The 16034-nt window shown below is 61.3% G+C and carries 14 protein-coding genes and 1 tRNA gene; 7 read left to right on the top strand and 8 right to left on the bottom strand.

The window, feature by feature from the left end; all coding sequences use genetic code 11:
- Nucleotides 1-26: 26 nt before the first annotated feature.
- From ACO1XS_RS12435 to motA, 3 genes are all read right to left on the bottom strand, one after another.
- Complete coding sequence (locus ACO1XS_RS12435; protein ID WP_331570950.1) at nt 27-1784, bottom strand: glycosyltransferase; 1758 nt, start codon at nt 1782-1784, stop codon at nt 27-29.
- 294 nt (nt 1785-2078) lie between these two features.
- On the bottom strand, nt 2079-3062 hold the full coding sequence (motB, locus tag ACO1XS_RS12430) for a flagellar motor protein MotB (protein WP_486390812.1): 984 nt from the start codon (nt 3060-3062) through the stop codon (nt 2079-2081).
- A 10-nt stretch (nt 3063-3072) separates the two neighbouring features.
- Nucleotides 3073-3948 (bottom strand): flagellar motor stator protein MotA, encoded by an 876-nt coding sequence (gene motA / locus ACO1XS_RS12425; protein ID WP_331570954.1) that lies wholly within the window; start codon nt 3946-3948, stop codon nt 3073-3075.
- 454 nt (nt 3949-4402) lie between these two features.
- On the opposite strand from motA, the gene ACO1XS_RS12420 reads away from it, so the two are divergent.
- On the top strand, nt 4403-6127 hold the full coding sequence (locus ACO1XS_RS12420; protein WP_486390811.1) for a carboxylesterase/lipase family protein: 1725 nt from the start codon (nt 4403-4405) through the stop codon (nt 6125-6127).
- 82 nt (nt 6128-6209) lie between these two features.
- On the opposite strand, the gene ACO1XS_RS12415 is transcribed toward ACO1XS_RS12420, so the two are convergent.
- From ACO1XS_RS12415 to ACO1XS_RS12400, 4 genes are all read right to left on the bottom strand, one after another.
- Nucleotides 6210-7169 (bottom strand): hypothetical protein, encoded by a 960-nt coding sequence (locus tag ACO1XS_RS12415; protein ID WP_486390810.1) that lies wholly within the window; start codon nt 7167-7169, stop codon nt 6210-6212.
- A gap of 48 nt (nt 7170-7217) precedes the next feature.
- Entirely contained in the window at nt 7218-8207 is a 990-nt protein-coding gene (locus ACO1XS_RS12410; protein WP_486390809.1) for a hypothetical protein, read from the bottom strand.
- Between the two features lie 152 nt (nt 8208-8359).
- Nucleotides 8360-9346: an aldo/keto reductase gene (locus ACO1XS_RS12405; RefSeq protein WP_486390808.1), complete on the bottom strand. Its 987-nt coding sequence runs from the start codon at nt 9344-9346 to the stop codon at nt 8360-8362.
- Between the two features lie 13 nt (nt 9347-9359).
- A complete protein-coding gene (locus tag ACO1XS_RS12400; RefSeq protein WP_486390807.1) occupies nt 9360-10133 on the bottom strand; it encodes an SDR family NAD(P)-dependent oxidoreductase in 774 nt (257 codons plus the stop codon).
- Nucleotides 10134-10266: 133 nt separating this feature from the next.
- Here ACO1XS_RS12400 and ACO1XS_RS12395 point away from each other — a divergent pair, with 133 nt between their 5' ends.
- From ACO1XS_RS12395 to vapC, 6 genes are all read left to right on the top strand, one after another.
- On the top strand, nt 10267-11199 hold the full coding sequence (locus ACO1XS_RS12395; protein WP_486390806.1) for a LysR family transcriptional regulator: 933 nt from the start codon (nt 10267-10269) through the stop codon (nt 11197-11199).
- Nucleotides 11200-11523: 324 nt separating this feature from the next.
- Nucleotides 11524-11967, top strand: a complete 444-nt coding sequence (locus ACO1XS_RS12390) for a group I truncated hemoglobin (protein WP_486390804.1) — start codon at nt 11524-11526, stop codon at nt 11965-11967.
- A gap of 69 nt (nt 11968-12036) precedes the next feature.
- Complete coding sequence (locus ACO1XS_RS12385) at nt 12037-12663, top strand: methylamine utilization protein (protein ID WP_486390803.1); 627 nt, start codon at nt 12037-12039, stop codon at nt 12661-12663.
- Between the two features lie 9 nt (nt 12664-12672).
- Nucleotides 12673-14997 (top strand): putative bifunctional diguanylate cyclase/phosphodiesterase, encoded by a 2325-nt coding sequence (locus ACO1XS_RS12380; RefSeq protein ID WP_486390802.1) that lies wholly within the window; start codon nt 12673-12675, stop codon nt 14995-14997.
- Between the two features lie 222 nt (nt 14998-15219).
- Nucleotides 15220-15450: a type II toxin-antitoxin system VapB family antitoxin gene (vapB, locus tag ACO1XS_RS12375; protein WP_331567492.1), complete on the top strand. Its 231-nt coding sequence runs from the start codon at nt 15220-15222 to the stop codon at nt 15448-15450.
- The gene (gene vapC, locus ACO1XS_RS12370; RefSeq protein WP_331567490.1) at nt 15450-15860 is read left to right on the top strand and encodes a type II toxin-antitoxin system tRNA(fMet)-specific endonuclease VapC; all 411 of its coding nucleotides are present in this window, start codon (nt 15450-15452) and stop codon (nt 15858-15860) included. The genes vapB and vapC overlap by 1 nt, the downstream gene beginning before the upstream one ends.
- A gap of 35 nt (nt 15861-15895) precedes the next feature.
- On the opposite strand, the gene ACO1XS_RS12365 is transcribed toward vapC, so the two are convergent.
- Nucleotides 15896-15971 (bottom strand) — tRNA-Arg (locus tag ACO1XS_RS12365).
- Nucleotides 15972-16034 lie beyond the last annotated feature (63 nt).

The raw sequence follows: 16034 nt of genomic DNA, 5'->3' as shown, positions 1-16034 counted from the left end.
CGTCAGCCGAACCGGATGCATGCGCATCAACCCGCGAATTCCGGCGCGCGCCCCTTGGAAAACAGGAAAAACGGTTCGCGTCCATTGCAGCCGAACGTCTTGGGATCGACCTCGGCGAGCACCTCCGTATGCGAGTAGAGATCGCCCGAGAGACCGGCCGCGCGGAACCGGTCGACGATATCGGCCCCGAAGAGCCGCACGTGATCGCTCTGTCCGAAGTAGTGCGTCGCGAATGGGCCGCTCACCGGCTTGTTGAGCTCGAAGGTATTGCGCAGCACCGGGGAAAAGGGCGTCTGGGCAATCAGATGGCCGTTCGACGCGAGGCAGCGGGTCAGCTCGGCCATTGCGCGGTCCGGATTGGCGACGTGCTCGAGCACGTGATTGCAGATGACCACATCGAAATAGCCATCCGGGAAGTCTAGCCGTTCCACGTTGAGTTGACGGTGATGGTGGACACGCGGGTGCAGATCGCCGACGACATATTCGAGCGGCGCGAGCGCGCGAATCCGCGGCTCGATACGCGCTTCCGGCGCGATGTGAAGGATCCGCTTTTGCGGAGCGTCTTCGAGCACGCGCGAAAAAGCGAGATAAAGCCACAGGTGCCGGTCGCGATCATTGCAGCCGCAGTTGGGGCACTGATAGTGTTCGAGCGTCGAACCCACCGATTCCACCTGCTGCATGAAGCTGCGATCGAGCCTGCCCGCTTCAGGATGAGGCAACCAGCCGGACACAGACTGCTCGCAGACCACGCAAAACGGTTGCTGCTGAGCCGGTTCAGCGGTTGCGGCGGTTGCGGCCGGTGCGCTCGCCACCGCCCCCGCGGCCTGCGCGCGCTTGTTGCGAGCGCCCACACGCTCGGCCACCGCCGCGCGCGCATGCGCGAGATCGGCGACAAAGCGCTCCGACGTATAAAGTTGATGAGGCGCAAGCTCGGTGAGTTCGCCGAGATTGGCCAGCAGACGCGCGATTTCCGGCAAAGCCGGCGCCCAGCGGCCGTAGAGCCCGCGAAGCGCGCGTTGCGCCCCTTCGAGCGTGGCCCCTCGCAAGTTCCCGGCAGCCGCTTCCCCACGCACCATCAGTTCCCACTCGTAGAGGCCCGCGCTGTAGTTCGCGCCCGCGGCCGCCGACGCTTGCGACGAATGCTGACGGAATGCGCTCAGATAGCCGCCGACGGCGAGCAGCGGTGCCTCCGCGGCACAGTTCAGATAGAGCGCCACGTCACCGAGGAAATCGAGTACCCACGTCCGGTAATCGAAAGCGCGCGAAATATCGACGCGGTCGCGCACGAGCATGACGTTGCTCGGCTCGCCGATGAAGTTGTTGATCCTGCCGATCATGTTCTCGACGAGCGACGCTCGGTCGATGAGCGCGGCCTGCCCGGACGGCAGCAGCGACGGCGGCGTCGCGATGATCGCATCGTTCTCGTCGATTATGACCCGTGCATGAAAAGCAAGCGCGACGCCGGGATTCACGCGCAGTGCGTTCACGAGCGTCTCGACCGACTCGGGCATCAGCATGTCGTCGTCGAAGAGCCACTTGACGTATTGACCGCTCGCCTTGTCCCACAGTGCGCGCGAATTGCGCGTGCCTTTTTGGAAACCGTGATGGAAATACCGCACCCGTGGATCGTCGAACCGCTCGACGATTTCCCGCAGCACGCCCTGGGGCGTGTCGTCGCCGACGAGGATTTCGGTGTCCTCGAACGTCTGGTTGAGCGCGCTCAGGATCGCGCGTCCCAGAAACTCGGCCTTGTAGGCGGGAATGAGAATGCTGACTGTTGGCATTGAAGCGGTCCTTCGGTGATTGAGCCGGCGCGGCGACCGGGGCGCGGCGTCAGCGGTAACGAAGCTGCGGCGCCGAGCGGTTTTTGCGATGCTGGAAGATTAGCGGCGGCGATCGTGCTTCAATCGGCCAAACAGACGCCGATTTGGCCGCTATATTGGCGCTTGAGCCCGTGGAGCGGGGCTCGGAGGCTTGTACGGATGGGCGATGATGCGCCAAGACGGCGGCCGGGCGGCTGAGCCGCCGGAAGGATGCTCGGCGGCGCTCCGGCCCCCCCTTGGGGCCCCGAGGAACGCTCAGGAACGCGCCGCGCTTTGGGGAAGCCGCGCCGCCAAGGGCCGGATGGCTTGTCGAACCGTATCGCCGGCCGGCTGCGATTCGTCGATCGAGGTGCGGCCGCCGTCGCGGAAAAACGCCTGTTCGGCCGCCTTGTTCATGACGAGAATGCTGATGCGGCGGTTCGTCGGCTCGGCCGCGCCGTTGCCCGCGAGCGGCAACACGTCGGCAAGACCGCGCACCTGCAGCACCTTCTCGTCGTGCAGACCGCCCGCGACGAGCGCCCGGCGCGCCGCATTGGCTCGTTCGGCGGAAAGCTCCCAGTTCGTGTAGCCGACGGGGCCGCCCGCGTAGCGGACGTCGTCCGTATGACCGGCGATCGAGATATGGTTGTCCACATCGTTGAGCGTTGCGCCGATCTGCTGAAGGATATTTACCGCGTAGGTTTCGAGCCTGACGCTGCCCAGCGCGAACATCGGCCGCTTTTGCGAATCGACGATCTCGATGCGCAGGCCTTCCGCCGTGATCGAGATGCGGATCTGATCGCGATAGGCGTTGAGCGCCGGCGTATGTTCGATCAGCGCCGTGAGTTTGGCCTTGAGCTGCTGCAAACGCTGCATGTCGGCCTGCTCCGGCGAGGGCGCCATTTTGGCGCTCGCCGGCTCGGTCTGGGTCTGTGCGCCCACGCCGGGCCGCGTATCGATGATGTTCTGCCCGCCACCTTGCACGATGCTGGGCCGCACCGCGTCGGCGCTTTCCTTGCCGTCGAGCATCGTCGAGAGCGGCGTATTGAAATAGTCCGCGATGCCTTGCTTGTCGTACTTCGACGTCGAACCGAGCAACCACATGAGCAGGAAGAACGCCATCATCGCCGTCACGAAGTCGGCATAGGCGATCTTCCAGGCACCGCCATGGTGGCCACCGTGTTCCTCGCCCTTTTTGCGTCGTATGACAACGCTCATCGGCCGCTTTTCTGCGGCGTCGCGTGAAAGCCTGTCACCCATGCCGCGCCCCTTAGGCCTGCGCCTTCGCGGCGCCCTTCGTGGCGCGCACGGCGTCGTCGAGTTCCTGGAACGTCGGCCGATCGGACGTGAAGAGCACCTTGCGACCGAACTCCGCCGCGATCGAGGGCGCGTAGCCGCTCAGCGAGGCGAGCAGCACCGCCTTCACGCAGTGATAGGGCTTGGCGGCAGCACGTCCCTTGGCGTTGAGCAGATCGGCGAGCGGGCCGACGAATCCGTAGGAAAGCAGGATGCCGAGGAACGTGCCCACGAGTGCGCCCGCGATCATCTTGCCGAGCACGGCCGGCGCTTCGCCGACGGAGCCCATCGTATGCACCACACCCATGACGGCTGCGACGATGCCGAACGCCGGCAGACCGTCGGCCATTTTTTGAATCGCGTTGGCGACGATCGATTCTTCCGCGTGGTGCGTGACGAGTTCTTCGTCCATCAGGTCCTGCATTTCGAGCACGTTGATGTTGCCCGTCGACATCATGCGCAGATAGTCGAGGATGAAGTCGAGCAGATGGTGATCGGCGACGATGTGCGGATACTTCTGGAAGAGCGGACTTTGTTCGGGCGCATCGACATCCGACTCCAGCGCCATCATTCCTTCCTTGCGGGCCTTTTGCAGCAGTTCGTAGAGCAGCGCGATGAGCTCGAGGTACTTCGCCTTGTCATAGCCGCGGCCATGAAAGACGGTGGGCAGGCTTTTGATCGTTTTCTTGAGCGTCGTGATGGGGTTGCTGACAACGAACGCACCGAACGCGGCACCGAAGATACAAAGAAGTTCGAACGGCTGCAGGAGCGCCGGCAAATGCCCGCCTACACCGATGAAACTTCCGATCACCGAACCGAGTACGACGATCCATCCAATTGCGACAAACATGTTCTCTCCCTATAGCCGCGAGTGCATTCACTCGCGAGCCTTGCCGCGCGATGAGGTCCATGAGGGCGCCTTGCATCCGCTTAGCGCAATGCGAATGCGCATGCGCATGCCCGCGCTATGCCGAGCCGAGCGAGCGGCATGGGGCCCATGACCGATTCGATAGCCGCGGCGGCACGGCTTCGTTTCCTTCTGACTTGCTAACGGCTCGGCAGAGGCCGGTCTGAAGACCGGGTTCATACGAAATTGCTCGCCGGTTGAGCCCCAATTACGCGGCTCGGTATGAATGACCGGCCCGCTGAATCGTCACGTTCATTTTTATTCGACGTTGGCTCGCGCCCTCATTCGGTCCGGTTTCCCAACGAAGCCCGGATCAATGCGCGCGGCCGCAACATCATCGAGGGCCATTCCACCCTGCCCGCGCCGCTCTGACGGTTCGGGTCAGAAGAGGCCACCCATGAAATCGATACGTTTTGCCAGTACGCGCCGATATCCGGCGCTCACCGCCGCAGTCGTGCTCGTTGCGCTGCTCTCTCCAGCGGCGGCGTCTGCCGCGCCGACCCTTTCCGCACCGCGCACCCAATTGTCCGACGGCGTGATCGAAGGGGTCGGTATCGACACGGGACAGACGCGGGTACATGCGTTTACCGGTGTCCCGTATGCCGCGCCGCCGGTCGGCCCATTTCGGTGGCGCGCTCCCCAACCCGTGGCGCGATGGGCCGGCGTGCGGCGCGCAACCGAATTCGGGCCGCGCTGCATGCAGTCGGACGGATTCGCAAAGACCTCCCGCTCCACGCGAATGAGCGAGGACTGTCTTTACCTGAATATCTGGGCGCCGCCCGATCCGCAGCGTGCCAAGCTGCCGGTCCTCGTTTATTTCCACACCGGGGATTTCGAAGGCGGTGACGGATCCGACGCACGCATTGACGGCGCGAATCTCGCGGCGAAAGGCATGATCGTCGTCACGGTGAACTATCGCCTGGATGTGTTCGGCTTTTTCGCGCATCCCGATGCCGCGCAGGAGTCCGGGTACGGCGCGGCCGGAAACTACGGTCTGCTCGACCAGCTCGCTGCGCTCAAATGGGTGCGCGAGAACATCGCGCAGTTCGGCGGGGATCGCGAACAGGTCACCATCGGCGGCCAAGGCGCGGGTGCGGTGTCAGTCAGCGCGCACATGGCCTCGCCGCTCTCGCGGGGACTCTTCGCGCGAGCCATTGGACAAAGCGCCGGCGCGTTCACGCCGATCAACTTCTGGACGAAGGAATACGCCGAAGACGTATCGAAAGCATTTGCGAACCGGCTCGGGGCGTCCACCCTGGAAGCGCTTCGCTCCCGCTCGGCCGAAGCGCTGCTCGATGTGCAAGACCCTGAGGACGAAACGCCCTTCGGATTCTGGCCTACCGTCGACGGTTATTTTCTGACCGAGCGGCCCGGGGCCGTCTTCGCTGCCGGCGGGCAAGCGCGCGTGCCGCTGTTGGTCGGATCCAACTCTCAGGAGGCGCACTTCAGTCGCGTCTTGGAAGGTCGTGCACCCACACCCGAAAACTGGCGGCGCATGCTCGAGGAGATCTTCCCGCACAACTACCCCGCACAAATCATGGCGCTGTACCCGGGTGGCGACGAGCAGGAAGTCATGCGCTCGGGCACAGCGCTCGCGAGCGACATGATGTTCGGCATCAGCACGCGCCTTTGGGCTGACTTGCATCGGGAAACGGGCGCAGCGCCCGTCTACTACTACTTGTTCACGCAGCCGCGTCCGCCACTGGCGCGCCCGGTGCCCGGCGAGAAAGCCGACCCGCGGCCCGAGCCGGTCATGGGCGCCGAACATGGCGCGGAGGTCGAATACATGTTCGACAATTTCCGGCAGCAGCCTCAATACGCCTGGACGGATGAAGATCGCAAGATCGCGCGCGTGTTTTCCGACTACGTTGCGCGGTTCGTCAAGACGGGCGATCCCAACAGCGAAGGGCTCGAGAAGATCGGTTCGCCGAAGGACCGCCCGAGCTTCCAGCGCGATGGGCTACCGCTCTGGCCGCCTGCGCGGGAAGAGCGTGGCGGACTCGTGCGTCAGTCGATCGGGAGTGACACACGCTCGATTCTCGACACCGATTCGGAGCGGTATCGTCTCTTGCATGTGCTTTATAAGACCGCGTTTCCGCATGTGGCGGGCATGAAACCCTGATTGGCGTCGGGCGCGGGTGTCGATAGGCGCCCGCGTCTTGGCGCTGAGTCGCTGCGCAATTTCATCAATATCGATCGCGTCCTCAGGGCCTAATGGGCGGATTGTCGGGATGATCGATACGTGTCCATACGTTTCCGTCGAACCGGACCAGGTCCTTGGCTCCGATCGACCAAAGCGCATCGTCTGTCGACTCGACAGTGTAGGTTTCGACTTCGGGGTTCAGTCCGGTTACGACCGGCTCGATCGCATGCCCGTCATAGGCAAACAAGCCCTTAGTCGTGCCGAGATAGACCTTTTCCTTGAACTTCGCGAGCGACCAAAATGTAGCGTTGTCCGCGATATCGCTCACATCTCGGAAGCCCCTGACGATATTGCCGTTCAACAATGTGCCGTTCGCGCCGCCGATCCATACGTCGTCTCGCCCATAGCAACGAATGCACTCCAGATTCGCCTCAGTCTCGAGCTCGATTTGCCGCCATGCGCTGCCGTTCCAGTGATAAAGGGAACCGTTGGAACCGGCGGCATACACATCGTCCTCCGAAAATCCGTCGATTCCGTTGAACACGACATACTCGCCCGATGCTGCATGATGAAACGCCAAAGGTGCCGACACCAGTGACTTCCACGCACCGTTGTTCCGCACATAGGCTTGGCTGTTGAACCCACATGCAAACAGCGTCCTACCGACCTCTCGAATCGAGCGCAGGTAGCCAAGATTGCCTAAACGCACGCCAGCGTCCGGAATCTCTTCGGTGACGGAAGAGCCATCCTTGCTCGTCCACAATTCGACCTCGCCTTCCTTGGAAAGCGCAACCAGTTGCCTGGGTTCCGTACCCGTTTGCTTCTTTTCACAGACAGACACGACGTTTGCATTGAGGTCGTGATAGAACCACTGACGGCCGGGATCCAAACGGCCAACGTACGCGCTCATACGCGTATGCGCATAGTCGGCGGAGTCCACCTCTTCAAGCTGAGTGGCGAGATAGACGATGTCGCTTTCAACCGCACAACCTGAGACGAAATAAACTTCTGTACCAAGCATGCGAACACTCTCCAGCTCTGACAACTTCTCTGGCGCCCGTCGATTTCGCTAGCGGATAGGAACATTGTCCGGGTGATCGATGCGAGCCCAAGATGAGCCATCGAAGCGCACGATATCTTTTTCTCCTACGGACCAGAGCACGTTGCCAACCGAGCCAACCGTGACAGCGTCGCTCACAGGCGGAGTCAACCCGGTGACAACCTCGCCGATTTTCGCGCGAGGATCGTTGAGCTTGTACGAGTAAAGGCCTAAGTTCGAGCCGAGGTACAAGTTCCCACCGAAAAGCGCCATTGAGTAGAACAGCTGATTGTCCTCTACGCTCGACACGTCTCTGAAGCCGTCTCGCGCATTACCGTTCAGAAGTGCTCCATTGTGACCACAGGCCCAGATGCTGTCGGGAGATTCGATCAACACGCGGTTCAAATAGCCCACCTCTGGAATCGGCAACCCGCTCCATCTGCTTCCGTCGAAGTGGAACAATCGTCCCTCCATGCCTGCCGGACCGGGGTAGCTTCCACAAACGTATATATCCGCTTCGTTAGGTCCACCTATGTCGCTCAACAACAATCGCTGATCGATCGGCAAGGTCTGCAACAGACCGTCATCCATATGCCGCCAATTATTGGAGCTCAGGCGTTTGTATACCTGCCCGCCTGCTCCGCAGACAAACAGAGAATCCCCGATCTGTCTGATCGAGCTGACGTAGCCCCAGCCGGTAGCATCCGGGACGAATACGCCTGCGCCCGGAATTTTTTCTTCGACGATTGTCTCTGCAAAGCTGAACTCCACATGTCCTTCGTGCGACATGCCGACCAACGCCCAATCTCCGTTTTTACCGACGCCCGGTGGCAAATAAGTCGTAGCGCTGCGCGCCCACCACTGCGTTTCGTGACTAGTCCAGGGTTCGGCGTCGCCCTCGATGTACTGGAACCAACGAGTAAATGGAGTGTAGGGCTCGTCGCTGTCGGGGGACCCAGCGATAAGCAGCCAATCGTCCTCGATGACTTTCGCTACCGTGAATGTGACGTCTGTTGCCATTAGCGCCTCCGTGTGCGATCCGCGCGGACGGGCGCCGTACTGATTCGGTGTCCCGCTCGGCGAGGGGCTCGGCCGTTGGTTTGAGTTCGGCTTCGAGCGGATGCGTTGCGAATCCGCTCAGCCGATGTCGACGGCAATAAGCGCTTTACTCATCACCACCGTTGATGGACATGCGGCGCGATTTTGTCCAAATACAACTTTCGCAGCGCGGCCATTGCGGCGTCGGTCAGCGGCGGCAAGTCGCTTGCCATGTTATTGGCCTTGGCTTGCGCCGCATTCTTGGCCCCGGGGATGACGGTCGTCACGCCCTCGTTCATCAAAATCCAACGCAGCGCGAATTGGGCCATCGTGACGCCCGGCGGAACGAGCGGCCGGATTTCATCGACGGCTTCGAGCGCCACATCGAACGGCACACCCGCGAATGTTTCGCCCTTGTCGAACGCCTGCCCCTCCCGATTGAAATGGCGATGATCGTCCACCGCAAACGCCGTTTCCGCCGTCATTTTGCCCGTCAGCAGGCCCGACGCGAGCGGAACACGAACAATCACGGCAATCGCTCTCTCGCGCGCTTCCCGCAGAAACAAATCGGCGGGACGCTGCCTGAATACGTTGAAGATGATCTGCACCGACTTGACGCCGGGGTATTCGATCGCCTTCAGACCTTCCTCGACTTTTTCGACCGAGACGCCGTAGTCGCGGATCTTTCCCGCTGCGACCATGGCGTCCATGGCATCGAACACCTCCGGCCGGTAGTAGACCTCAGTCGGCGGACAATGCAGTTGCACGAGGTCGAGACATTCGGTGTCGAGGTTCTTGAGCGATCGGTCGACGAACGCATTCAGATTGGCCGCCGTATAGCCCTGCGCCACATGAGGGTCGAGCCGGCGACCCGCCTTGGTCGCGACGAAGGGTCTCGGCCCGCCGCGCTCCTTCAGCACGGCTGCGATGATGCGCTCAGAGCGCCCATCGCCGTAGACATCGGCCGTGTCGATAAACGTCGTGCCGCTGTCGAGCGCCGCATGCAGCGCGGCCTTTGCATCGCTTTCCGAAACGTCGCCCCACGAGCCGCCGATCGCCCACGCACCGAAGCCGATCTCCGAAACAGCTTGCCCGATATTGCCAAATGGCCGTTGATTCATTGTCTTTCCTCTTTCAAGGCATCAGTTGTCCGCCATTCACTTCGATAATCTGGCCGGTGATATACCCGGACAGCGCGGGAGAAGCGAGAAACAAAAACGCGCCAACGCATTCCTCGGGCGTGCCTTCCCGCCCCATCGGCACCGACGCGGTTTGCTGAGCGAGCAGTTCCGGCGGCGTGTATTTATCGTGGAACGGCGTCTGAATGAGACCGGGCGCCACCGCGTTGACCCGTATGCCGTCGCGGACGAACTCCTTGGCATGGCCACGCGTCAGGCTGCTGACAAAGCTCTTCGTGGCGGCGTAAAGCACGGCGCCCGCGCCGCCTCCGGTGCGCGCGGCCACGGATGAAGTATTGATGACGTACCCGCCGGCCGCCTTCAGAAACGGGTGGGCGGCCACCGTCGCCTCCCAGACCGAGCGGGCGTTCAGATTGACGACCTCATCGAAATGACCGGGCGGCATGTCCGTCGAGGCAATGCGCCCCAACATGCCGCCGGCGTTGTTGACGAGTCCGTCGAGGCCGCCGAGCATGTTCGCCGCGGCCTGCACGACGCGCGACGCAGCCCCCGGTTCGCCCAGCTCGCCTTGAATCAGCTCGATACGGTCCGGCCATTCGCCGCGCAGCGCTTCCGCGGCCGCCTCGCTACGGTTGAAGTGAGCGACGACGTGAGCGCCCTGTGCCGCGAATGCGCGAGCCACCGCGGCTCCGATCCCGGTCGACGCGCCCGTGACGAGAACCTTCGTGCCGTCTAAATCGCTGATCCGCATGTGCTCGAAATTCGGCATACGTTTCCTCTCGAAAAGCTTCGTTCGCAGCCTTGGCAAGCGCCGCCTGTAGCCGCCGTTGCATCGGTTCGAAGGCAATGATTGCACGGCGTAGAATGAACGGGATTCATTGCGCTATTGAATTCAATTCATCATGAGCAAATCAGACCGAATCGACTTCGCAGATTTGAAGTCGTTTTTAGCGATCGTCAGGTGCCGCAGCTTCAAGCTCGCCGCGATCGAACTGGGGCAAACGCCGTCGGCCGTCAGCCATGCCATGCGTCGGCTCGAAGATCGCCTCGGCGCAAAGCTGCTCAACCGTAGCAGCCGCTCCGTTTCGACGACCGCGGCCGGACGCGATCTTGCGGCGCGGTTGGAGGAAGGTTTCAATCAAATCGGCTCGGCGCTCGAAACCTTCGAGGCCCCCGGCACGGCACGGCTCGGAGAAATCCGCTTGAACGTGTTCGCGGATGCCGCGCATTTGCTGGTCGCACCGGCGTTGCCGGAGTTCACGCGCATGTGTCCCGACGTGCGCCTGACGGTCGTTGTCGAAAACAGGCCGATCGACATCGTGGCCGAGGGTTACGATGCCGGCATTCGCTACGGGCATTATGTCCCGGAAGATATGGTCGCGGTGCCGCTGACGGGGCCCCAGCGATGGGTCATGGTGGCCTCGCCGGACTATCTCGAGCGACACGGCTCGCCGCGCAGTCTCAAGGATCTGTCCGATCACACGTGCCTTCAACTGCTGCTCGGGGACAACTCGAGCTATCGATGGGAGGTCAACGAAGGCGGCGAGGCTCGCCGCCTTCGAGTACCCGGCTTACTGACGATCAACGACACGGCCACGACGATCGGCGCATGCAAGGCGGGGCTGGGTATCGCGTATGTGCTCGAGGCCCGTATCGCCGACGAACTGGCGCGAGGCGAATTGCAAATCGTGTTGAAGAAACACGCGTTCGAGGAAGACCCGTTTCACATTTACTACGGCAGCCGCCGTTACAAGCACCCCGCGCTGATGACATTGATCGATATCGTACGCCGACAGCAGTCGCTTCCGAAGCTCGCCAGGGGCTCTTCGCGCTGAAACAAGGCCATCCCAGCCTCATTCGCCGTGCCTCGCGCCGTGAGGACGCGAAATGTAAAACGTTTACATTCAAAATATTCCGCGATTCTCCGTAAGTGCTTCCCCCCCACTCAAGTCGATTCGATTCAGGCCGATAAAGCAAAAGAGCGACGGTGACGCGCATTTCGTCTATCTTGAAAGGGATCAGTCGCTCGCGCATGTCGCTATTTCCGTAAGGGGGCGCCGGTGCGCCCAGACCCATACCGTGCGAAATGCCGTGCCGGACGGCATTTCCGTGCGTCGTCGTTCGCAAGACGGCGACGCCTCATTCAGCGAGTAGCTTTCATGCGCACGCTTTCCCGCTTTTCGATCCATTGCATGCTGACGATGTCGGCGCTGGCCGCGACGATCTCGACGCCTGCGTTCGCCGACGATTCGCTCTATCGCCAATTCGGCGGCAAAAAAGGTATCGAACATGTCATCGACGATTTCTACGATCGAATGCTCGACGATCCGAGAACGAAATCGTTTTTTGACGGTGCATCGATTCCACATATCGAAAAAATGCTCAATCAGCAATTCTGTGCGTTGATGGGCGGCCCCTGCGTCTATACCGGCCGTTCGATGAAGCGGACACACGAGGGATTGGGCATCGACGGCAAAGCATTCGCCGCTGGGATCGACGATCTGAAACAGGCGATGCAGAAGAATCACATTCCCGTCGATGCGCAGAACAAGCTGCTGGCCAAGCTGATGCCGATGGCGCACGACATCCAAGATCGCCGATGACGAGATCAAGGCGATCTCGGTATTAGCGAGGACGCGCGAATGGGCACCCGTCGGTACGGGGAGATCGACATGCGAACTATGCGGAGTGTGGGGCTGACGTGCCTTGTCAGTGCGCTGTGCTTGCACGCCGCCAGCGCACGGGCGGAGCAGCTGCGTGCGTCCGTCGTCGATCAGACGGGCGCACCGGTAGTCGATGCGGTCGTCTACGCCATGCCGATCGACATGAAGGTGAAAGCGCCGGTGTCGAAACGGCCAAAAGCCATCATCGATCAAATCAAGCGGCGCTTCGTGCCATTGGTGTCTGTCGTGCAGACCGGCACTGCCGTCGCCTTTCCTAACCGCGACAACATCGAGCACGATGTCTATTCGTTCTCGCCGGCCAAGCGGTTCGAACTGCATCTTTATCACGGGGTGCCGGCTAAGCCTGTGATGTTCGACAAACCCGGGCTAGTGGTGATGGGCTGCAACATCCATGACCAGATGATCGCGTACTTGCTCGTCGTCGATACGCCTTGGTTTGCGAAGACCGACGCCCGCGGCCAAGCATCGATCGACAACGTGCCGGGCGGCGCCTATCGGCTCGCCGTCTGGCACTATCGGATGGCCGCGCCTGAGCAACGTCCCTCGCGTGATGTCTCGGCCAGCGCCAGCGCTGGCGAGCCCGCAGCGTTCACCCTTCAACTCGAGAGCGAATAGGTGAGCGCCATGCGATTCAAAAGCCTGCGCGCGAGAATTGCGTTCGTCGTCGTGCTGATGATGCTGGGGGCGCAAGCGGCTGCGTATGTCGTCATCAGTTCGGTCATCGAACGCAATGCGATCAGCAACGCGCAAGAGCAACTCGCTGTCGCTGAGCGCGTCTTCCGGCAAGTGCTGAGTACCAACGCCGAAAAGCTGACGCAAGCGGCCACGGTCGTGGCGGCCGATTTTGGATTTCGCGAGGCCGTCGCCACGCATCACGAAAGCACCGTCGTTTCGGCGCTGAGAAACCACGGCAGCCGCATCGACGCCGACCTCGTGATCCTGGCCGGTCTCGACGGCAAGCTCATCGCCGATAGCCGCGGCTATACGCACGGCAGCCAGGCGTTCCCCTTTCGCGCGTTGATGCAGACCGCGACGCACGGGAGCGAGCGCTCTGCGATCGACGTGATCGACGGGCGTCTTTATCAACTCGTCGCCGTGCCCGTCAAAGCGCCGCTGCCCGTGGCTTGGGTCGCGATGGGTTTTCTGATCGACGACAGGATGGCGCGCGAGATGGCGAGCTTGACCTCGCTCGACGTTTCTTTCTTCGATCAACAGCCTGACGGACGCTGGACGGCGTTGGCGAGCACGCTGTCGGCCCAGCGTACTGCCCACATGAACCCGAGCGATGTGGCGGACGATCGCTACGCGACGCGCGTGATCTCGCTGACCTCCACGGGCAAGCCGGTGGTCGTCGTGCTCCAGCGCTCGCTGACGGCCGCGATGGCGCCGTTTCATCGGCTGCAGTCGACCCTGCTCGTTATTACGCTGATCGGCGTCTTGCTGTCGATCGCAGGCAGCATCGTGACGGCCCGCAGCGTGACGCGCCCGATCTCCGCGCTGAAGCATTTCGCGCGCCGCGTCGGCTCGGGCGATTATGCCGAGCCGATCGCCGTCAACCATCAAGACGAAATCGGCGAGCTTGCACAGGCGTTCAACCGCATGCAAGAAGGTATTTCGCGCCGTGAGCATCGGATCACCGAGCTCGCTTACACCGATCGCCTGACGGGCCTGCCCAACCGCGCGATGTTCAGCGACAGGCTGCAGCAAGCCATTGCGGAGGCCCTCCCGAACGAAACGCCGTTCGGCGTCATGCTGATGGATCTCGATCGCTTCAAGTACGTCAACGATACGCTCGGACACCCGATCGGCGATTTGCTGCTGCGCGAAGTGGCGCTGCGTTTGCGCGATGCGTTGGCGGTTCATTCGGGCTTGGTGGCCCGCTTGGGTGGCGACGAATTCGGCGTGCTGTTGCCCGATGCCGATCTCGCCGATGTGGAGCGAGTCGCCATTCAAATACTGAAGGCGCTCGAGCAGCCGATCTCGATCGAGGGACAGCCCGTCGACGTCGGCGCAAGCATCGGCATCGTCACATTTCCCGATAACGGCGTAGACATGAACGTGCTGCTGCGGCGAGCCGACATTGCGATGTACGTCGCGAAGCGATCGAATGCAGGCGTGGCGCGTTACGAGGAGCGCTACGATAACAGCAGCGCCGAGCGGCTTTCGCTGATGAGCGAGTTGCGGCGCGCGGTCGAGCAAGATCAGTTATTACTGTTCTATCAGCCGAAGGTCGATCTCTCGACGCAGACGGTCAAATACGTAGAGGCATTGGTTCGATGGGATCACCCTACGCGCGGCTACGTGTCGCCCGATCAGTTCATCCCATTTGCCGAGCAGACGGGATACATCAAGACGATTTCGTATTGGGTTGCAGACAAGGCCATTCGGCAATGCGCGATGTGGCGTGATGTCGGCATCGAATTGGCTATATCCATCAATGTTTCGGCGCGCGAGCTGATTCAGTCGTCGCTGCCCGACACGTTCGCGGGGTTGCTGCGCAAATACAATGTCCCGGCCGAATTGTTGTGGATCGAGATCACCGAAAGCGCGATCATGGACGACCCGAATCATGCGATCGAAACACTCGATCGATTGCACGCGCTGGGTATACGCCTTTCCGTCGACGATTTCGGGACCGGCTATTCTTCGTTGTCGTATCTGAAGCGAATGCCTGTCGATGAATTGAAAATCGACAAATCGTTCGTTATGGGGATGACCGAGAACAGGGACGATGAAACGATCGTGCGTTCGACGATCGATCTCGCCCACAACATGGGGCTCAAGGTCGTTGCCGAAGGCGTGGAGTCGGAAGCGGTCTTGCAACGATTGACCGATCTCGAGTGCGACTTGGCGCAGGGTTTCCATTTGAGTCGACCGCTGCCGCCTGATCGGCTCGAAGCATGGCTCAACAGCTGGCATGAGGCCCGCTGTGTGACGGGTGTGCGGTAAAAAAGGCGTCCCCCATTCGAGATCTCATCACTCAGCGCGGAATGATCGGCGGGGCGGTCACGCTTTGGATTCAGCAAGCCAATGGAACGCATCGCCCGTCGTTGTCGCCGTCCTGTGACTGGCTCCCGGCCGTCTGCAGCAAACGAGGGATATCCCATTGACATCTACCGCCACTCCTCCCTATAATGGGATATACGCTCGACATATACGCAGGAGCTCTTCGTGGAACAAGGCGCCATCTTCAAAAGCAACCGCAGCCAAGCCGTCCGCTTGCCCAAATCTGTGGCGCTTCCTGACGATGTGAAGCGGGTCGACGTGGTGGCCATTGGCCGCACGCGCATACTTACCCCTGCAGGAGAGTCATGGGATAGCTGGTTTGATGGGGAAGGGGTGAGCCCGGACTTTATGTCCGCACGCGAGCAGCCGGATGATCAGGAGCGTGAGGGCTTTTGATGCTCAAATACATGCTCGATACGAATATCTGCATCTTTACCACCAAGAACAAGCCCCACGAAGTTCGCGACGCATTCAATCGCCATGAGGGCCAGCTCTGCATCAGCACAGTGACCTTGATGGAGCTGATCTACGGCGCAGAAAAGTCCGCGGCGCCGGAAAGAAATCTGGCGGTGGTGGAAGGCTTTGCGGCCCGGTTAGACGTCTTGGCGTATGACCGCCAAGCTGCCATGCATAGCGGTCAACTCAGAGCCGAGCTGCAAAAAATTGGCAAACCGATTGGCCCCTACGACCAGATGATCGCCGGTCATGCGCGATCACAAGGCATGATCTTGGTAACGAATAACATTCGGGAATTCGAACGAGTGCCCGGTTTGCGGGTTGAAGACTGGGTATCCGCTACGCGGTAAGCGCGCGCCCGAATGGAAATGCGATGTAGCATGTTTGGCGCGCCCGGCTGGGATCGAACCAGCAACCCCTGCCTTCGGAGGGCAGTACTCTATCCATTGAGCTACGGGCGCTTCGCTTGAACACGAAGGCGCCGCGACCGGGAGGGCGCAGCGCCGAGCGAGACCGAGAGCATA

This window comes from Trinickia sp., from assembly GCF_057351765.1.
The sequence above is the reverse complement of the archived record's forward strand: the minus strand, read 5'-3'. Positions and strand labels throughout refer to the sequence as shown.